We start from the raw sequence: 18,232 nt of genomic DNA on the forward strand, positions 1-18,232 counted from the left end.
TCAGTGAACGATCTGATACTTGAAATTGAAAAAGCAGCATCTCTTGAACCGAAAAGTGTTGGACAACAGCTCTTAAAGTTAATGGAAGAAGTAGGAGAAGCATCTCAAGCATACCTGTCTGCAGAGGATGTATCTGGAAGTTCGTACAAAAACCTCAGTCTCAACAATACTAAGGAAGAGTTAGTGGATGTGCTACTCGTTACATATGCAATATTGATTAAAATGGATGTTTCACATGCAGAATTGGCTGAATTATTAAAAGAAAAAACCGCTAAGTGGATAAAAAAGCAGAATAATTGAACTGAATTAAGGAACTAAAAGCTAAATTGCATTTTTAAAAGCAATGTTGTAGACTTGTAAAAGGTTAGTTTTTGGTTGTGAATTGTGAGGGAATGAGTAGCTTTAACTTCATCTTTAGAGAGTCGTGATTGCTGAGAAACGATGGTGAAGTTTAAGTGAATATGGTTCCTGAGAAAAACATGTAGTTGCGAGCCTTTTAGGCAAGTTTCTGCCGGTGGCAATCCGTTATACTTGAAAATATGCAAGATATTTAGAGGAACCTAAAAGGGTTTGAAGACAGGTGGTAACACGCGCGAGCGTCCTTTCGTTAAGTGGAAGGGATGCTTTTTTGCTTTTCTCAACGTTAGATCAATAAATCAAAAACACCATTAAAAAACTATTTTAGTTGAAGGAGTGGTTACAATGAAAAATAATGGAAATAATTCAATCAAAACTGTTGTTGCAACAGGAATTGGAGCAGCCATTGTTTTTGTATTAATGAAATTTGTTGCGATTCCAACCGGAATTCCTAATACTCAGTTAAACATTGCTGAAGGTTTCTTAGCCCTTTTGGGAGCGATCTATGGTCCAGTTGCAGCGGGGTTGGCAATTTTTATAGGTCATACGCTCAATGACTTTGTAACATACGGTTCACCTTGGTGGACTTGGGTCATTACCGATGGTCTAGTTGGTTTTGCTTTTGGGTTGGCTAAAAATAAGCTGGATATTCAAAGCGGCGTTTTGAGCAAAGGAAAATTAGTGTGGTTCAATGTTTATCAAATTATTGTTAACTTTATTGCATGGGTTTTGCTCGCACCCAGCGGAGATATTATCATTTATCATGAACCAGCCAAAAAGGTCTTTATACAAGGTATTACCACATGGATAATCAACAGTCTTTCGGTTGCTGTGATCGGAACAATTCTACTGGTTCTTTATGCGAAAACGCGCACAAAACGAGGCAGCTTAAAAAAGGAAAGATAACATATGACTGAACCAATTATCAGCTTTAAAAACTTTTCATTTCAATACGAATCACAGTCGGAAAAAACATTAGATCAAATCAATTTAAATATTTTCCCTGGTGAAAAAGTAATGATTGCCGGCGCTTCTGGTTCTGGTAAATCGACATTAGGTCGTTGCATAAATGGATTGATTCCGCAGGCCTATCCGGGAGAGATGTCAGGCGAGTGTCTCATCAATGGCAAGCCGCTGAATAACAGCTCCATTTTTGATCTTTCTTTCGATGTCGGAACTGTGCTACAGGATCCAGATAGTCAATTTGTTGGGTTGACAGTTGCCGAAGACATTGCCTTTTCACTTGAAAATGATCAACTTCCACAAGTAAAAATGCATGAAGTTACAAAAAAATGGTCAAAAAAGCTTGATTTAACAGACTTAGCGCAGCATTCGCCGCAAGAACTTTCAGGCGGACAGAAACAGCGTGTTGCAATGGCCGGTGTTTTAATAGATGAGAGCAAGATCCTGCTTTTTGACGAACCATTAGCTAGCCTAGATCCGGCTTCAGGCGCGGCATCAGTTAAGTTGATCGATCAGTTAGCCCAGAAGCAAAGTTTGACAGTTATAATTATTGAACATCGAATTGAAGAAGTTTTAAAGGGCGGAATTGATCGACTCGTTATTATGCGTAATGGCAAAATCGTTGCCAATGACAGCCCTCAGAAAATATTGAAGCAATCACTGCTAGAAAAACTCGGTTTGCGTGAACCGCTGTACCTTAGCGCACTGAAACGAGCAGGAATTAATTTAGTTGAATGTCAAAATATTGATCAAGTTTCGCGGATCACTGAGCCGCAGATAAATCAAAAGTTGTTTGAATGGAATGAACATGCGAAACTTTCCAAAAAAGTTAAAAAAGGATCAACACTCTTAGCAATAAACGCGCTATCATTTGGATACACAAAGGAACATCCGATAATCAAAGATCTTTCACTCGAAATTAAGAAGGGCGAAATGATTAGTTTAGTTGGTCGAAATGGTGCGGGTAAATCCACTCTAAGTAATTTAATTACAGGTTTTCTTTCACCAGTAAGTGGTTCTATTAAATTTAAGGGACAGGATCTTTTGAACATGTCAGTGAAAGAACGTGCTCAATACATAGGTTATATTTTGCAGGATCCAAATCAAATGATATCTAAAACTATGATCTACGACGAGGTGGCCTCAGGCCTTCTTCTACGCGGATTTTTGGAAGACGAAATCAAGCAGCGTGTTGAAAACATCTTACGTATTTGCGGCTTGTACGAAATGCGGCATTGGCCAATTTCTGCTTTGAGCTTTGGACAGAAAAAGCGTGTCACAATCGCATCGATGCTTGTATTAAAGCCTGAGATGCTAATCTTGGATGAGCCCACTGCTGGCCAGGACTTAAAACATTACACCGAGATAATGACATTTCTTGAAAAACTACAGCAGAAGAATAATTTGACAATCATTTTGATAACACATGATATGCATTTAATGCTTGAGTATACACAACGAACGATCGTCTTAGATCACGGGAAAGTGTTGCTTGACGCCGAACCAGCAAAAGTCTTAACTAATGATGAGATAATAAAAAGAGCATATCTTGCTCGAACCAGTCTTTTTGATTTAGCGGAACGTTATCAATTGCCATCGGCAACGGATTTTGTGGCTAAGTTTATTCAAGCTGAAAGAGAGGACCGAGCATGAACAGTCAATTTTTAATCGGCTACAACGACAAGGATACTTTTTTGCATCGTCTAAGCGGAAGTACTAAGTTAATTGGCTTCATAGCCTTCTCGATAATTGGAATGGTAACTTATGATACGCGTTTTTTGATAGGAATATTAGTTTTTTCGCTTGTTTTATTCAAAATATCCCAAATCAATATTAAAGAAGTTTCACTTATTCTAAAGCTTATTATTGTGTTTGCTGCACTTAACTTACTAATGGTTTATGTTTTCGCACCGGGATATGGAATGACAATCTATGGAACACAGCACATGATTTGGCGAAATCCTGAAAATTACTTCAACTTATCGTGGGAAGAACTTTTCTATATCTTCAACCTTTTTTTGAAGTATACTTTTGCAGTTCCATTAGCATTAATTTTCTTGATAACAACAAATCCTAGTGAATTTGCAGCTAGTTTAAATAAAATTGGTATTCCATATAAAACAAGTTATGCTGTGGAAATTGCTTTGCGGTACATTCCAAACGTTCAACGCGACTATCGAACGATTAGCTTGGCTCAGCAGGCAAGAGGATATGAAATTTCAAAAAAAGCTAAATTCTGGCCTCGAGTCATCGGCAACGCACAGATTGTTTTACCACTTATTTTTACGAGTTTAGATCGGATCGAAGTTATTAGCCAAGCGATGGAATTGCGTCGTTTTGGTCGCGACAAAAAAAGAACATGGTATATGGAAAAAAACTTCAAGAAAAGCGACTATCTTTCTTTAATTGTCATCTTTATAATTGTTTTAGTTGGGGTTATGCTTTTCGGCGTAAATGGTGGACGTTTCTGGAATCCTTTTAAATAATCTTAGGTAATTTTTTCACGGTAGACTTTTTACATTTAAGCACCTAGTGGCGACATTAGTCGAGTGGGTGCTTTTTGTATGTTAATTTTGAAACCAGTGCTAGATGAACCAAGGGAACGACACTAAATGGCTGCAAAAGTTATTCTGAGCGCTAAGCTCTGAGACATGTGTAGACAAAAATGCAGAAGCTTGTTTAGTTGCTACGTTCAATTATGAGGGAAGAAAAATCAACAGCGACGAAATTTGTTGAGAGTGGTACAATCAATTCAGTTGAGAGATAAAGAGGGATGACTCATGACAGGTAATAAAATAATTGCATACTTATACAGGCTGCAGGATAAGCAGCAAAAATGGAAATGGTTAAGAAGCTGCTACTTTGGTTTAAAAAAAGTGTCACCACTATTGCTGATAGGGATATTGATTCGATGCTTGATGCTTTCTTTTTTTCAGCCACATGGCTTTTTTTATGAAATATATCATCTTGATAAGTTTTCTTGGATATCAGATGCAAATAGTGTTGCGCATTTATTGAGCTGTGTATTCTTCGATGTTGCGCTGTTGCTGCTTTGTGTAGCTGTCGCATGGTACCGAGGAAGCTTATTTGATGAAGAAGAAGCCATCCCAAGTGCTGTAGTGGCACTTATTTTACTTTTCTTCATAAACTTTCACGTAAAAAGAACACCTGCAGATGGAACGGGACAGGTTAATTTAAGCGGAAATATTCCTTTTATAGAAGTGTTGGCAATTGGGCTAATTGGTGCATATTTTTATCATGTAGGCAAAAAATATTTACATCTTAAATCTGTATGGTCATTTTCGATGGGAACCATTGTTTTGGGTGGTGCAATTAAAGGATTAGAACACCTGTTCAGTACGAATGTTTTTTCAAATCTTTCAGGGCCTGTTCTTTCAGGTATAGGAAGTTTACTAAGTGATGATCAACATCAGCTGTCAAGTATCATCCTAAGAGAAACGGGCCGCAACTTGTTTGTCTGGTTAGGTTTTATCAGTCCTGATCAGGTTTTGGTTGCACATACAGACAGTGATTTAACGAGAGCCAACCTTTCGGCCGCCTTAATAAAAGGTAACTTGGAAGGGCTGCCTCATCCGTTAAATATATACAGTTTAAGTGATTCTTTTGCGGTTTTAGGCGGTTATGGGCAGGTGTTGGCCCTGTTACTTTTGTTTTTACTATTTTCACGTTACCGCAATCATCGAATTGACGCATGGAAACATTTGCTTCCGGTTTTCTTAAATGTTAATAGTGGCTTTTTAGCAGAAATACCTTTATTTTTTAACTTTGTATTGCTTATTCCATTTATTCTCGTACCTGTGATAAGTATTCTATTGGGAACTTTGGCACTAAAGAGCGGGTTGATATTTCCATCCGTTTATCAAGTGCCGCTAAATACGCCGACTATTTTAAATGCATTTATGGGGACAAATGGGCATTGGGGTTCCTTAATATTCACACTGATTATTCTTATTATTAGTATATTGCTATACTATCCCTTCTTCAAAGTATTAGAAACTTCGGCTTTTTCTTCGATAAGGGCAGAGGAGGAGCAGAAATGAGAAAAAAACTCTTGTCGAATTCATTTAGTATATTAATACTAGTTATTGTTGTTGCAACAGTCGCAGTTGGAGTCCCTGCATATTTCTGGACTAAAACACATGTTACCAAAGAACGTGTTCAGAATAGATCGAAATTGTACCCGGTGATTCTTATACCAGGTTCAAGTGCAACAGAAAACCGATTTGATGGATTAATTGGTAAGCTTAACACCGGAAATAAAAAACAAAGTTTGTTAAAAATCACAGTTAAAACAAATAATCAATTGCGAATCAGCGGCAGAATTTTCCCTCGTGATACAAGACCTTTCATTGTTATCGCTTTCGAGAACAATCATGATGGTTATCAAAATATCCAAAGACAAGCCAAGTGGATGTCGATAGCAATGAATTATTTAGCCAAGAAATATCAGTTTAATCATTTTTCTGGTATTGGACACTCAAATGGGGGATTGATTTATACACTTTACTTAGAAAAATACATGGATCAAAATCAACTTTTGTTGGATAGATTAATGACGATTGGCACCCCATATAATTTTGCGGAAACAAATATAAATCAACGAACAAATATTTTGAAGGAATTAATTGCTGGGAGGGAAAAACTGCCTCACAATTTAACAGTCTACTCAATTGATGGAACGACAAATTATACGACAGATGGTATTGTACCTTCTACAAGTGTTAGTGCTGGTAAATATATTTTCCAAAATCAGGTTGCACAGTATACTAAGATAACTGTTACCGGCAAGGACTCGCAGCATTCAGATCTACCACAAAATAAAGAAATTATTCAATTGATAAACGAAAATATTTTGCAAACTGGGACTGGTGGCTCTCCAAACGTAACACAGAATGCAGCTCCGCAGTAAGCGTTTTTTCTAAAAAGAAGTGTTAAAATTCGTTCGAATAGTTTTTTTAATCCGAATTTGCGATTTTGCAATAGTTAAGAGAATTTTTCTTGACATTTAAATGAGAAGGTAATATTATCATTAAAGTAAAGTTAGAATTTGTTAATAAAAGATGAGTAATTGATATGTACTACTATTTTTAGAGAGTCGCGGTAGCTGAGAAGCGATATAGGTACCATCGATGAATATGGTCTTTGGGTATAATTTTAAGCGGTGAGTTTTATTGCAGATATGATAGATAAACTGTTTACGAGTGATATTCGTTATAGTATCTGAGTATAGCTTTTAAGTTCAGTGTACTCATTGAGGATAGCATTGTGAAATGTTATCGAATTAGGGTGGTATCACGCGAATAGATAAAATAGCGCGTCCCTAGATGTTAAACCTTTTAAAGGTGGACATCTAGGGGCGCTTTTTATTTATGAAAAAGTCATTTGCATGTTATGAATGAAATTTAAATATAAAGGGAGATTGATTAATTATGACTAGTACAACAGCAACTAAACTACATTACGATATTGTTGGAAGCTTTTTACGGCCGCAACAGCTTAAGCAAGCTCGTATTGATTTTGAGGATGGGAAAATAGATCATACTGCTTTATCAAAGATTGAAGACATTGTTATTAAAGACTTGGTCCAGAAGGAAAAAACGCGGGTTTGAAAGTTGTTACTGATGGTGAGTTCCGGCGGAGCTATTGGCATTTAGACACTTTTTGGGGATTTGACGGTATTAAGCACACTATCCCAGAACACGGATATTTTTTCCATGATGAAGAAACGCGCGCTGATTCTGCAAAGATCGATGGTAAAATTGTTTTTAATCCAGAACATCCAGATGTAAAAGCATACAAATTTTTACATGATTTGGTAGCGGACGATAATGAAGTCACTGCTCGTCAGAGTATTCCTTCACCAGCCCAGTTCTATGCTGAGCTGGTTAGAGGTGAAGAAAACGAAGCCGCAGCAAATAAGTATTATCCAAATACAGATGACTTGATCGCTGATATTGCACATGCATACCATGATTTGATCATCGCACTTTATGACTTGGGATGCCGCGATATTAAGTTTGATGATTGTACATGGGGGATGGTTGTTGATGAAGGTTTCTGGAAGGAAATGGCTAACGGTGAATTTGATCGGCTTCAATTGCAGAAACTATATCTGAAGCTCAATAATGCAGCTCTTGAGAACCTCCCTGATGACCTCCGTATCAGCACACATGTCTGTCGAGGAAACTATCATTCAACTTGGGCAGCTTCAGGTGGTTATGCTCCAGTTGCGGATCAATTATTTGCAAAAGAAAATGTTGATGCTTTCTATTTAGAATTCGATGATGACCGTTCAGGCGATTTTGCTCCCTTGAAATCAGTTCCTGATGGTAAAGAGGTCGTGCTAGGATTGATTACGAGCAAAAAACCAGAACTGGAAAATAAGAGTGTATTATTGAAACGTATCAAGGAAGCAGCCCAGTATGTTCCATTAGAGAATCTGTCTTTGAGTACACAATGTGGTTTTGCTTCAACCGAAGAAGGAAACAAACTGGAAGAAGCACAGCAATGGGCTAAAATCAAACTTGTGATTAAAACTGCTCAAGAAGTTTGGGGTTAGCATAAAAAATTGAAAAATACTACGAGCGTAAAAAAAGAATAAAAGACATAAGGTTTACTAATAGTGATACAAAACTTCAGGGATGTGGAGCAAAATATTATTTTTGCTCTGCATCCCTGTTTTTTTAATTGTTCCGTGTATTTTACTATCATTCTAGTTAAACAAAATATTTCATAAAAAACTATCGTTCAAATTTAGTAACTTTAACACCTACAAGCAGTAGTGCAAGAAACATAACAGTTATGATGACCATTAATTCCTGTGAAGATGTAGTAAGAGAATTCCACTGAAAACCAATACCTAATATTTTTTTGAAGGAGACTGCTTGTTCACTTGGTAAATGACGAAATGAAGCTGTGAGTTGATCATGCATCAAAATACGCCGATAAAGTGATGCAGAATAAGCTCCCGGATAAAGTTTGATCAGTGTCTGTGCAGCATGAGGAAGGGAACCAATCGGTATATAGACTCCTGCAAAAAAACCAGTTGCAGTTCCAATAATTGTCGAAACGGTGCCTAGCGTAGTTACTTTCTTTAAAAAAACAACGATCAAAAGATTCAATGAAGCTGCACAGAAGGAGTTAAGCAGCATTAAACTAAATAAGTTTGGTAAAATACGTAAACTAATTGCTATATCGTCAACGGATGTAAAATAAACCCATGTGACTATTAAAACAGCAATCTGCATAATGAAACCGATTAAAACAGCACTTAAAAAATAACCTAATTGAATTGAAAATGAATTCAGAGGTGTAATTGAAAAATCGTTAAACCGATGATGCTCCTTGTCTTTAACTAATTGGGCTGTTCCCATTAATGTAGTGGTCGTTGCTGTGACCGAAAGCATTCCTCCCATTAGCCAAGGATCGAGCAATTTTTTAGTGTTAGGGACATGTTGCCAGTTTTTGACCATTCCATTTTTAAGAAAAAGAATATAAAGCCCGAGAACGATCAATGAGCTCAATAGGGAAAAAAACATTCCACTATGATCTCGAAAATAAAGCTTAAGATTACGCTTTGTCAATGCAAACATCATCTAATCTCCCTTCCAGTTAGTTTAATAAAGACATCGTCCATTGATCCTTGTCTAAACTCAAATAAAGTTATCTTTTCTATATAATTGTTTAAAAGCCTAATACCTTGATGAGCACTGGCAACATTGATTAATAAACCTTTTGCAGTTTGACGACAATCAATATTATGCGGCAGGTCTTTTTGAATCGCATTCAAGTCACCAGCTGTGATGAGCAAAACGTTATTAGTATATTTTTCTTTTAACTCTGCAGCAGTTCCTTCAGCAACAATGCGTCCATGATCAATGATATAAACATCGTCTGCCTGTTCAGCTTCTTCGAGATAGTGAGTTGTCAGGAAAATGGTCATTTTTTCTTGATGCTGCATTTGTGCAAGAAGCTCCCAAATCAATGAGCGGGTTTGAATATCCAACCCAGTAGTTGGCTCATCTAAAAAGAGAATTCGCGGATCATTTAATAAGGCACGTGCAATATCAATACGTCTTTTTTGGCCTCCAGATAAAGCACCATAAAGCTTGTCAGCAAAACTCTGGGCACGAACGCTTGCGATAACCTTTTCAACTCGTTCGGCTGAAAGATGAGGATACATTTGGGCGCGTGAAACAAGATTTTCTTTGACAGTTAACTCATCATCTAAAACACTTTCTTGAAAAACTATCCCGATATTCTCACGTATTTTATTTGGGTTACTTAAATTATTGATTCTAATTGTTCCTGCATCTGGTTTTAGGATTGTTGTCAACATTTTGATGGTTGTTGATTTGCCTGCACCATTAGGACCTAAGAAAGCGACTAAGTCTCCTGCTTTGATATTAAGATTGATATGGTCAACTGCGATAGTATCTTTGTAAACTTTTGTTAATTCGGTTGCTTGAAGAATCGTCATATTTTTTACCTCCCTTTATCTGATACATCAACTTTAACTTAGAATTTCACTTTAATATTGTTGAAAAGACAATTGGTCTGTATTTGAATATGAATGGTCATTTTTTACAGATGGGTTAAAGGATTATTCATTTTTAAACTCGCAAAAAATAAATTAGGAGGTTATATGCTATAATCAGGTAAATAAATGTGAGCGTTTTTAAAGGGGGATGGGTTTCATAATGTATGCCGTACAGATGAAAAGTTATGGAGATGTCAATGTATTGGTGGACGCAGAAATATCGCTTCCAGCTTTGAAACCAAAGCAAGTTTTAATCAAACAACATGCGGTGGCGATTGATCCTTATGATGTGAAGTTTCGTGCAGGACTAAAAGGGCGTGAGAAACCAACGCCATTGGTTGCAGGTTCTTCTGTCGCGGGGGAGATTGTTAAGGTCGGAAACGAGGTCACCAAATTTCAGATAGGGCAACGTGTTGCTGCAAGCCCGCATCTAAGAAGTTATGCAGAATGTGTTGCAGTGGGGCAATCGCAAGTAGCACGAATACCGCAAAATGTGACCTACCAACAAGCAGCTGCATGTGCATTAGGTGTTCAGACAGCTTACCAGCTTGTATATGATAATATGGAGTTAACAGAAACTGACCGTGTACTCGTTCATGGAGGGGCGGGCAGTGTTGGTTTTGCAGCTATTCAATTTATACGTCAGCACAAAGTAGCGGATATTTATACTACAGCAAGTAAATTAGGAGCGGATTTTTTAAAAGATTTTGATGAAAAACTGCATATAATTGATTATCGCAATGAAGACTTTAGACAGAAAGTATCCCAAGTCGATAAAATAATTGATACAGTGGGTGGGCAGACATTAAGCAATTCCTTAACGATTTTAGCGCCTGATGGTAAGTTATTCTCAACCGTTTCTGATGCTGCAGACCCGCGAGTGCAGCTCTTCTTTTTAAAATCCAACGGGAATAAATTAGAGGCGGTATTAAACCAAGTTGCTTCTGAAGAACTTGTTGTCAGAATTGCGCAGGTTGCGCCTTTCAACGCTGCCAATTTACGCAAGTTTCATCAAATCAAGCATGTTGTCGGTAAGCTTGTCTTGAGTTTTGAAAAGTAATTGATATGCGGTATGAACATCGTACAGCTTTAAGTACGTACATGGCTATACTTATAAATGGGGGAGATTTGTTGTATGGATCAACAGGAAATAAAAAGGTATTGGCAAAGCTTTGCTAAATCAAAGCACTTGGCTGATGAGGAGTATTCAGCATACTCTTTCGGTTATGAAGAAAGTGCAGACAATCTAGCGTCCTTAGTTCTTAAAGGTACAAAAACAGCAACAACGTCAGCTTACGAGCTATATACACCGGATGAGAAATTACCACGGGTTGGACAATATAACATCGTTTTAGATCGGCAGGGAAACCCAACATGCATAACACAAACGAGAGTTGTAGAAATTATCCCATTTGATCTAGTATCCCAAGAACATGCTTACCACGAAGGCGAGGGAAATCGTAGCTTAAAATATTGGCGCAAGGTCCACATTGATTTTTTCAAGAAAGAGTACAGTAAAGTTGGTAAAACCTTTAACGAGAAAATTCCCTGTGTTTGTGAAGTTTTTGAAGTAGTTAGTGAATGAACATATTGATATAGATTTTGCAGAAATACTGCAAAAAAGACTGGCCCATTGAAATTGGACCAGTTCTTTTGGCTAAATTACGATCAATATTATTAATTGTGTTTCATTTTGAAACATTTTTTATTTTCGATATAATGCCAGGCTTTTAAATTCTTTTCGCTAATTTGTCGAGATAGTCCTTTCGCTGCGCCATTGTTTTGATGTCGATTCTGCCAAAATTTTGCCACACAGTTTTCTTGACGCCTAGCTGCTTAAGTGTTGTTTTAACAAATGTCCTGTTTATGGCATTTCCACAAAAGAGTTTCAAATACCATGTTGGTGAAGTTGAAGTCGTAAAAACTTTTGCGCTTTCGAGATTAGTTAGTCGCCCAGCAATTCCTGTTTTAGTGGGTAAATACGCAAATTTTTTTTTCATAACTTTATCAATAAAGCCTTTTAACATTCCGGGAAGGCTATTCCACCAAACGGGAGTGATAAAGATTATCTGATCAGCTTTTTTCAGCATTTGCTGATAACGTGAAACGAGCGGGTCTAAAGTTTCTCCACTATTAAAGAGAGCAAGTTCTTCTTTGGTATAAGCAGGGATAAATTTTTCGGCATATAGATCTATAACTTGATAATTTACGCCTTTCTTAGCTAATCCATGTCTAATTGCCTCTAAAACTGCATGATTAAAACTTTTTGAGTACGGATGACAGTAGATGATTAATGTGTTTTTCATATTTTAGTTATCCTTTCTTAGCAGGCTGTTCAATGTAGCTGATAGGAGGGTAACATCGAACTCAGTTACACCGTTGCGGACCAATAGCATATAACCTTGAAGAAATGCCCAAATTTTGATGAATGTTTCAGTTGAATCCAGCTCAAGTGACTCATAATCTATCAACTCATTTATCAGCGTACGGACAGATCGTAAAAGAGGAAAAGCATTTTGAACCTCACTGCTTTGCTTATAAACCGATTGAGCCACTGGATTGAAAAACAAAAAGTCTACGAGATTGGTTTTTTCTTTAAAAAGAGCAAAAATATTTTGACCTAAATGTAGAAGCTCTTCACGGGGAGTATATTGCTCGTTGCTTTTTAGATTAATGTTTTCTGTAAGCGATACTGACAATTTTAGCATTAGTGACATGAATAGCTCATCCTTGCTTGCGAAATGTTTATAAAATGCACCAGTAGTTAATCCACAATTGTTTGCAAGTTTGCGCAGAGAAAGTTCTTCATATCCGTTCTTATCGATGTCTTCAAGTGCAGTTTGTAGAATTTTTATTTTCGTGTATTGTTTTTTATCAGACAAATTCAGCCCCCCCTAACAATTAGGATAACAGCGTTATCCTAAAAAAACAAGTAATTTTAAATGACATGTTATACTAAAAGTGTGCATATTTTCAGCATGCGTTGAAAATAACTGCACGCCATATCAGTTAGACTGAAAAAAGGGGAGCTTCTCATGCAAAAAATAATTTTATTGCGTGGTAATTCTGGGTCTGGTAAGACGACAACAGCAAGAGCAGTAAAAGAAATGCTTTCGCCGAATGCCTTGTTGCTTAGTCAAGATGTTTTACGAAGAGAAATGTTGGCTGAACCGGATCACGCCAAAAATAAATCAATTTCTCTGCTTGAAAATATTATTGACTGGGGCGCAAATAATATTGATTATGTTATTGTGGAGGGAATATTCAAAAAGAGTGTTTATAAAAATATATTATTGGCTTTTAAGAAAAAGTATGGTGCTAAAATGCTGTTTTTTTATTTTGATACCTCATTTGAAGAAACATTAGCAAGAAATTCTCTCAAAAGCGCTCCTTTTTCAAGAGACTTGTTAATGCGATGGTGGCAAGGTAAAGATCTGTTTGAAAATGAAGATTATGTCTTTACTGATCAAGAAACTCCAAAACAGCGATTGGCGATAATTAAGGGATTTTTAGACTAAATAGATGGAGAGGTTATCTGAATGTTAAGCATTGGATATTATTCAGCATCAACGCCAATTACAGCATTTTCGCCAATTAGCTTTGAGCGTGCTCAAAAGTACTTAGAGAAAAAGAATGTTCATCTAATCCCAGGTCAGCTAACAGGTAAAAAAGATTTTTATCGTTCTGTTTCAATTCTAGAAAGGGCGTTGGAAATTAATGAGCTTATACATAACGATCAAGTTGATGTGATTATGGCAACTATTGGAGGAACTAACACAAATGCAGTGCTGCCCTATATTGATTATACTTACCTGCAGGAGCATCCTAAAACCTTCGTTGGTGTTATTCTGACGCAACTGCGTTGTTGCTTGCGATTAAAACACAAGCACCAGCTTGCCGCATCCTATATGGACCTGCGTTGGTGGCTTCTTTTGGGGAGTGGAAACCTTTTGTGGATGAGACATGGAAAGCATTTAGCAAGGTTTTAACAAACAAAACCTCTACAACAGTAAAAGCACCGGCATTTTGGAGTGAAGAATCCTTGAATTGGGATGAGTATCAAAGACCTAAAAAACAATATAAAAATAAATGGGGTTATATTGGGAAAGATCCAGAACTTTCAGGCAGAATTATAGGTGGCAATCTAAATACAATTTACGGTATTATGGGATCGAAGTATTTCCCCAAATTAAAAAAAGATAATCTTCTTTTGATTGAAGATGCAGAGAAAGATGCAGCGACTGTCGAGAAAAATTTTGCAATGTTGAAAGATGCCGGTGTTTTTGATAATGTAAAAGGAATTGTTTTAGGCAAGCATGCTCTTTTTGATGATTCCGGTAGTAACAAAAAGCCACTGGAAATTCTAATTGAAGTCTTGAATGGGCAAAATCTTCCTATCCTTTATGACTACAATTGCTGCCATACTGTTCCAATGCTGACAACACCATTAGGTGCACATGCTGTTTTTAAACCTGCTGCACAAACTGTGACCTTTTCTGAATACTAAATATAACTGTTTTAAAACTTGTTTGATTTAGATATAAAAAAGAATCGTAAACTCGCACGAGTGCCATTCTTAGACAAGTATTACCTAAAATGATTACAATATGATTAAGTATGCTGCACGTACTATTTTATATCAATAAAATTAAGGCATAATAGAATGTAAATGTTTATTTAATGAAGGGACTGAACATATGAAGTTAACTACTTGGTGGATCATCAGTGTTTTGTGGCTATTGTTTTTTGCAGCTGTAACAATTTTCGTCGTTTTATTAGGATCTGCAGCGGATTTTAGATTAATGGCATTTGTTGCGCTTAGTATTGTATTTATGATTGTCTTACTACTTCAGTTATTTTTGCTGTTTTTTCTGAAAAAATAATTTCTGAAAGGAAACCTGCTTATTATGCGTTTATGGCATCAAAAATTGATTTCAAAGCTTCCAAGGCAGCAATTGTTAGGGCAGCATCGTGAGCTAGCTGCACTGCGCGGAAATGGTTGGGGCCGGCCACACGCAACAGTTAATTACGTTTTTAAATACTCACCGTACAAATTATATCAGTTCCATGTGCTCGTATTAATGGAGATGGAGAAGCGGGGCTATCATCCAGCTGATAAGTGGTATGACGCTATGTACCGTGGTCTACATTGTGAGGCTTACAAAGAACTTTTACCTGTTAGCCTAAGTACGCCGATTTATCCTGAGCATAATGATGAGTATTTAAATGAATGTTTGCAAAACTTGAAAAGTAAAGGGATAACTTTTTCTCAAAATTAAATCCAAGAGCTATTATTCGTTTTTTTATGCTGATACATTCAATTGTTTTAATTCCCTTAGCCGAAAATTTAGGAGAAAAAAATGAAAAGTTATAGCTCTAATGAAGAGTTGATTAAGGCAATCAATCAAAGCTATTCTAAGTTTATTTTGGAATTTACAGAGGTTCCAGAGGCTCTCAAAAATAAACGAATAGATGCTGTGGACAAAACTCCGTCTGAGATGTTGGCTTATCAAATTGGATGGCTAACATTGTTGTTATCTTGGGATGCTCAAGAGCGTGCCGGGCTCGATGTACAGACTCCAACACCTAAATATAAATGGAATGAATTAGGCCAACTATATCAAGACTTTTATCAACAGTACACCGGTTTGATGATCAAAGAACAAATGTCCAAACTAGACGAATTGGTCAGTCAACTCTCCAAATGGGTAAACAAATTGGACGACAGGGAACTGTTTGAGGCCGGTCAGAAAAAATGGGCTACGACAAAGGCAATGTGGCCTGTTTGGAAATGGGTTCACATTAACTCGGTTGCGCCATTTACAAATTTCAGACCTAAAATTCGTAAATGGAAAAAAGTTGTGTTACGTTAATCTTTTTAAGCAGTCTTATATGGTCAATCTTGGTCATCTACAAGAAAACTCGGACTGATTAGAATCTAATTGATTTTCGTTTGTTAAGATATTTTTTAAGATGATTGGTCTTGAGCAGACAAACGCTTAAAAATGATTGAATATAACAGAAGTAGTAGGACGGATGTTATAGAAATTATAGTTACCACAAAAATGATCTTTTTGTTCCGTAATATATAAGATAGCTTTTTTAAGTAAAACTTAAAAAACTTGTTGCAACTGAGTAATATTACATTTTTTGGGAAAAGATTAGTCTAATTGTGAAAGTTGCTACAAACTTTTGAGTTAGTTGAGAGGAACTGTCTTTATGTTGCCGCCTAAAGTATCTAGGTAGCACATAGTAATACTTAACATTAGTTTTTATAGCATAAATTGATTGATTTTGGTAAGAAAAAAACGAATTATGTGCCAAAAAAGCTCTACAAAAAAGAGTTTTAGCATAAATAATCAACTTGACTTTAAGCTTTTTTTTCAATAACATGGAAAAAGATTAAAGTGAATTAATTTATAAAAAGACTAGTGATTGATTAGTTGGTAGTTGTTTTTATAGAATTGCTTGATCACAATAATATGTCAACCGATGGATAAATATAATAATACTTATTATGAGCATGTTATTCATTGCTGCATAGATATAAAGGAGAATTAATTATGGACGACATTTTAACTGTCAAAAAACTTAATAAGTCTTTTGGCAAGAATAAAGTGTTAAAAGATGTTTCTTTTAACGTTCAACCAGGAAAAATTGTGGGTTTGGTTGGTCCTAACGGCGCTGGGAAAACGACAATTATGAAAGCAATTTTGGGGTTGTTTGATTTTCAAAGTGGAAGTATTCTAATCGATGGTAAAGATGTTTCAATAACAAAGCATCAAGCTCTAAGTGAAGTTGGAGCTCTTATTGAATATCCTGGAATTTATCCTTTTTTAACTGGAATGCAGCATTTGGAACTTTTTGCAGATAATGCGGCAGAGAGCAAAAAAGATATTCAAAATATCATTGACGAACTGCAAATTGGATCCTATATCAATCGAAAGGCTAAAGCTTATTCACTGGGAATGAAACAAAAGTTGGGCATAGCTCTAGCACTTTTGAACAATCCTAAATTTGTAATCCTTGATGAACCGATGAACGGTCTTGATCCTAAGGCAACGAAGGAACTGCGTAATTTAATTCTTTCTTTAGCTAAAAAAGGTACGACTTTCTTAATCTCAAGTCATATCTTAAGTGAATTGGAAAAACTAGTTGATGAGATTGTAGTTATTGATAAAGGCAAAATAATCAAGCAGACTAGTATGGAAGCTCTAAGTGATTCAAATGGAAATTATTTAATATTGAAGACATCTGACGATACTCAAGCACGTGAGATCCTTACTGCTGAAGGAATTGAGTTAGAAAAATCAGATAAGTTGAAAATCAAGAAAACAAGTGATGAACAATTGACCGGTCTTATTCAGTTGATGAGCAATCATAATATAAATATTGTCGATGTCCAGCACGAACAAAATGATCTGGAAACATCATTGTTAGATCTTTTGGATAATGATCAGGTAAAGGAGTAGAAGAATGGTAACATTAATAAGACAAGAACTTTTTAAATTAATACACAAGAAAAGCACCCTTATTGGAACAATTGCTTTATTGGTTTTGATGACAATATTTGCTGTTTTCAGTAAAATGCAGCCTAGTTTTTCTGATCCTAAAGGAGAATTTATTGCCGCTTATGGTGGGACTTCTTGGATTGTTTTCTTTATGATTGCAGCTTGCAGTACAATTATCGCCATGGAGTTTCAGTATGGAACAATTAAGGAATTGCTTTATCGCAGGTACTATCGTGGCGAAATTTTAGCAAGTAAATGGATTACGATGTTTATTTATTCTTTATACTTTTATGTTCTGTCTTTTGTATTCTCAGTTATTTTAAAAGTTGTACTTTTTAACTCAAAGTTTAGCTTCAGCGATATTTATACAAACGATCAATCTGTGATGCATGTAACTTTAGTCACTTATGCAGGTAACTTTGTTGGTTTATGGCTATTATTGAGTTTGGTGTTATTGCTAGCAAATGTGTTCAAAAGTTCAGCAGCTGCAATTTCAGTCGGGATCGTCGGCTATTTTGCAACCAGTATTGTTTCTAGTCTGATGTTCATGTTGATTAACAAGTGGGAATGGCTAAAATGGAATCCGCTAAACATGCTAAATCTTCCAAGCCAATTAAGCAACTCAACTGTTATCGGAACGCTAACTCGTTTATCAAACACCGAGCTTGTTTGGGGTAACTTAATCTATACAGGTGTCTTTCTTTTCTTGGGATACTTGATATTCCGTCGGCGTAACGTCTGACTATTTGAATATTGTGTGTGTTAAAAGGAAAATCGACTTTTAACCACAGTAATTTAAAAGTTGCAGCTTAAACTTAAAAAGCTCTCAGAATTGATCCAA

General features: G+C 36.3%; 19 protein-coding genes and 1 pseudogene. 16 read left to right on the forward strand and 4 right to left on the reverse strand.

Annotation, left to right across the window (positions count from 1 at the left end):
- The first annotated feature begins 3 nt into the window (after positions 1-3).
- The 7 genes and pseudogenes from FC19_RS10290 to FC19_RS10320 all read left to right on the forward strand — a co-directional run bounded on the left by FC19_RS10290 (position 4) and on the right by FC19_RS10320 (position 7,900).
- Positions 4-300, forward strand: a complete 297-nt coding sequence (locus FC19_RS10290; protein WP_057876853.1) for a MazG-like family protein — start codon at positions 4-6, stop codon at positions 298-300.
- Positions 301-702: 402 nt separating this feature from the next.
- Positions 703-1,263 (forward strand): ECF-type riboflavin transporter substrate-binding protein, encoded by a 561-nt coding sequence (locus FC19_RS10295; RefSeq protein WP_057876854.1) that lies wholly within the window; start codon positions 703-705, stop codon positions 1,261-1,263.
- 3 nt (positions 1,264-1,266) lie between these two features.
- Positions 1,267-2,973 carry an ABC transporter ATP-binding protein gene (locus FC19_RS10300; RefSeq protein ID WP_057876855.1) on the forward strand — a complete coding sequence of 569 codons (1,707 nt, stop codon included), beginning with the start codon at positions 1,267-1,269 and terminating at the stop codon, positions 2,971-2,973.
- Positions 2,970-3,806 carry an energy-coupling factor transporter transmembrane component T family protein gene (locus tag FC19_RS10305; protein WP_057876856.1) on the forward strand — a complete coding sequence of 279 codons (837 nt, stop codon included), beginning with the start codon at positions 2,970-2,972 and terminating at the stop codon, positions 3,804-3,806. The genes FC19_RS10300 and FC19_RS10305 overlap by 4 nt, the downstream gene beginning before the upstream one ends.
- A 294-nt stretch (positions 3,807-4,100) precedes the next feature.
- Entirely contained in the window at positions 4,101-5,381 is a 1,281-nt protein-coding gene (locus tag FC19_RS10310; RefSeq protein ID WP_057876857.1) for a PTS sugar transporter subunit IIC, read from the forward strand.
- The gene (locus FC19_RS10315) at positions 5,378-6,250 is read left to right on the forward strand and encodes an alpha/beta hydrolase (protein WP_057876858.1); all 873 of its coding nucleotides are present in this window, start codon (positions 5,378-5,380) and stop codon (positions 6,248-6,250) included. The genes FC19_RS10310 and FC19_RS10315 overlap by 4 nt, the downstream gene beginning before the upstream one ends.
- A 520-nt stretch (positions 6,251-6,770) precedes the next feature.
- A pseudogene (locus tag FC19_RS10320) lies at positions 6,771-7,900 on the forward strand (5-methyltetrahydropteroyltriglutamate--homocysteine S-methyltransferase).
- A 181-nt stretch (positions 7,901-8,081) separates the two neighbouring features.
- Here FC19_RS10320 and FC19_RS10325 read toward each other — a convergent pair.
- Both FC19_RS10325 and FC19_RS10330 read right to left on the reverse strand, forming a co-directional pair.
- Positions 8,082-8,933: an ABC transporter permease gene (locus tag FC19_RS10325; RefSeq protein WP_057876859.1), complete on the reverse strand. Its 852-nt coding sequence runs from the start codon at positions 8,931-8,933 to the stop codon at positions 8,082-8,084.
- The gene (locus tag FC19_RS10330; protein ID WP_057876860.1) at positions 8,933-9,820 is read right to left on the reverse strand and encodes an ABC transporter ATP-binding protein; all 888 of its coding nucleotides are present in this window, start codon (positions 9,818-9,820) and stop codon (positions 8,933-8,935) included. Before FC19_RS10330 ends, FC19_RS10325 begins: the two co-directional genes overlap by 1 nt.
- 220 nt (positions 9,821-10,040) lie before the next feature.
- Here FC19_RS10330 and FC19_RS10335 point away from each other — a divergent pair, with 220 nt between their 5' ends.
- On the forward strand, positions 10,041-10,940 hold the full coding sequence (locus FC19_RS10335; protein ID WP_057876861.1) for an NADP-dependent oxidoreductase: 900 nt from the start codon (positions 10,041-10,043) through the stop codon (positions 10,938-10,940).
- 75 nt (positions 10,941-11,015) lie between these two features.
- On the forward strand, positions 11,016-11,465 hold the full coding sequence (locus FC19_RS10340) for an ASCH domain-containing protein (protein WP_057876862.1): 450 nt from the start codon (positions 11,016-11,018) through the stop codon (positions 11,463-11,465).
- Between the two features lie 145 nt (positions 11,466-11,610).
- Here FC19_RS10340 and FC19_RS10345 read toward each other — a convergent pair whose 3' ends face one another.
- Both FC19_RS10345 and FC19_RS10350 read right to left on the reverse strand, forming a co-directional pair.
- Positions 11,611-12,186 carry an NAD(P)H-dependent oxidoreductase gene (locus tag FC19_RS10345; RefSeq protein ID WP_057876863.1) on the reverse strand — a complete coding sequence of 192 codons (576 nt, stop codon included), beginning with the start codon at positions 12,184-12,186 and terminating at the stop codon, positions 11,611-11,613.
- A gap of 3 nt (positions 12,187-12,189) precedes the next feature.
- The gene (locus tag FC19_RS10350) at positions 12,190-12,762 is read right to left on the reverse strand and encodes a TetR/AcrR family transcriptional regulator (protein WP_057876864.1); all 573 of its coding nucleotides are present in this window, start codon (positions 12,760-12,762) and stop codon (positions 12,190-12,192) included.
- Positions 12,763-12,915: 153 nt separating this feature from the next.
- Between FC19_RS10350 and FC19_RS10355 the strand changes: the two genes are divergently transcribed.
- The 7 genes from FC19_RS10355 to FC19_RS10385 all read left to right on the forward strand — a co-directional run bounded on the left by FC19_RS10355 (position 12,916) and on the right by FC19_RS10385 (position 18,133).
- Positions 12,916-13,398 (forward strand): AAA family ATPase, encoded by a 483-nt coding sequence (locus FC19_RS10355; protein ID WP_057876865.1) that lies wholly within the window; start codon positions 12,916-12,918, stop codon positions 13,396-13,398.
- 21 nt (positions 13,399-13,419) lie between these two features.
- The gene (locus FC19_RS11955; RefSeq protein ID WP_338037346.1) at positions 13,420-13,869 is read left to right on the forward strand and encodes an LD-carboxypeptidase; all 450 of its coding nucleotides are present in this window, start codon (positions 13,420-13,422) and stop codon (positions 13,867-13,869) included.
- Positions 13,833-14,387, forward strand: a complete 555-nt coding sequence (locus FC19_RS11960) for a S66 peptidase family protein (RefSeq protein WP_338037347.1) — start codon at positions 13,833-13,835, stop codon at positions 14,385-14,387. Before FC19_RS11955 ends, FC19_RS11960 begins: the two co-directional genes overlap by 37 nt.
- Before the next feature lie 400 nt (positions 14,388-14,787).
- A complete protein-coding gene (locus FC19_RS10370) occupies positions 14,788-15,159 on the forward strand; it encodes a TIGR02328 family protein (protein WP_057876867.1) in 372 nt (123 codons plus the stop codon).
- Between the two features lie 81 nt (positions 15,160-15,240).
- On the forward strand, positions 15,241-15,753 hold the full coding sequence (locus tag FC19_RS10375) for a ClbS/DfsB family four-helix bundle protein (protein WP_057876868.1): 513 nt from the start codon (positions 15,241-15,243) through the stop codon (positions 15,751-15,753).
- Between the two features lie 690 nt (positions 15,754-16,443).
- Positions 16,444-17,352 carry an ABC transporter ATP-binding protein gene (locus tag FC19_RS10380; RefSeq protein ID WP_187327550.1) on the forward strand — a complete coding sequence of 303 codons (909 nt, stop codon included), beginning with the start codon at positions 16,444-16,446 and terminating at the stop codon, positions 17,350-17,352.
- A gap of 4 nt (positions 17,353-17,356) precedes the next feature.
- Complete coding sequence (locus tag FC19_RS10385) at positions 17,357-18,133, forward strand: ABC transporter permease (RefSeq protein ID WP_057876869.1); 777 nt, start codon at positions 17,357-17,359, stop codon at positions 18,131-18,133.
- Positions 18,134-18,232 lie beyond the last annotated feature (99 nt).

The organism is Liquorilactobacillus aquaticus DSM 21051, assembly GCF_001436755.1.
Classification (GTDB): domain Bacteria; phylum Bacillota; class Bacilli; order Lactobacillales; family Lactobacillaceae; genus Liquorilactobacillus; species Liquorilactobacillus aquaticus.

Excerpts from the sequence above, each read along its gene's own strand:
- FC19_RS10295 (WP_057876854.1), top strand. The coding sequence starts at position 703 with ATGAAAAATAATGGAAATAATTCAATCAAAACTGTTGTTGCAACAGGA.
- FC19_RS10300 (WP_057876855.1), top strand. The coding sequence starts at position 1,267 with ATGACTGAACCAATTATCAGCTTTAAAAACTTTTCATTTCAATACGAA.
- FC19_RS10305 (WP_057876856.1), top strand. The coding sequence starts at position 2,970 with ATGAACAGTCAATTTTTAATCGGCTACAACGACAAGGATACTTTTTTG.
- FC19_RS10310 (WP_057876857.1), top strand. The coding sequence starts at position 4,101 with ATGACAGGTAATAAAATAATTGCATACTTATACAGGCTGCAGGATAAG.
- FC19_RS10315 (WP_057876858.1), top strand. The coding sequence starts at position 5,378 with ATGAGAAAAAAACTCTTGTCGAATTCATTTAGTATATTAATACTAGTT.
- FC19_RS10325 (WP_057876859.1), bottom strand. The coding sequence starts at position 8,933 with ATGTTTGCATTGACAAAGCGTAATCTTAAGCTTTATTTTCGAGATCAT.
- FC19_RS10330 (WP_057876860.1), bottom strand. The coding sequence starts at position 9,820 with ATGACGATTCTTCAAGCAACCGAATTAACAAAAGTTTACAAAGATACT.
- FC19_RS10335 (WP_057876861.1), top strand. The coding sequence starts at position 10,041 with ATGTATGCCGTACAGATGAAAAGTTATGGAGATGTCAATGTATTGGTG.
- FC19_RS10340 (WP_057876862.1), top strand. The coding sequence starts at position 11,016 with ATGGATCAACAGGAAATAAAAAGGTATTGGCAAAGCTTTGCTAAATCA.
- FC19_RS10345 (WP_057876863.1), bottom strand. The coding sequence starts at position 12,186 with ATGAAAAACACATTAATCATCTACTGTCATCCGTACTCAAAAAGTTTT.
- FC19_RS10355 (WP_057876865.1), top strand. The coding sequence starts at position 12,916 with ATGCAAAAAATAATTTTATTGCGTGGTAATTCTGGGTCTGGTAAGACG.
- FC19_RS11955 (WP_338037346.1), top strand. The coding sequence starts at position 13,420 with ATGTTAAGCATTGGATATTATTCAGCATCAACGCCAATTACAGCATTT.
- FC19_RS10370 (WP_057876867.1), top strand. The coding sequence starts at position 14,788 with ATGCGTTTATGGCATCAAAAATTGATTTCAAAGCTTCCAAGGCAGCAA.
- FC19_RS10375 (WP_057876868.1), top strand. The coding sequence starts at position 15,241 with ATGAAAAGTTATAGCTCTAATGAAGAGTTGATTAAGGCAATCAATCAA.
- FC19_RS10380 (WP_187327550.1), top strand. The coding sequence starts at position 16,444 with ATGGACGACATTTTAACTGTCAAAAAACTTAATAAGTCTTTTGGCAAG.
- FC19_RS10385 (WP_057876869.1), top strand. The coding sequence starts at position 17,357 with ATGGTAACATTAATAAGACAAGAACTTTTTAAATTAATACACAAGAAA.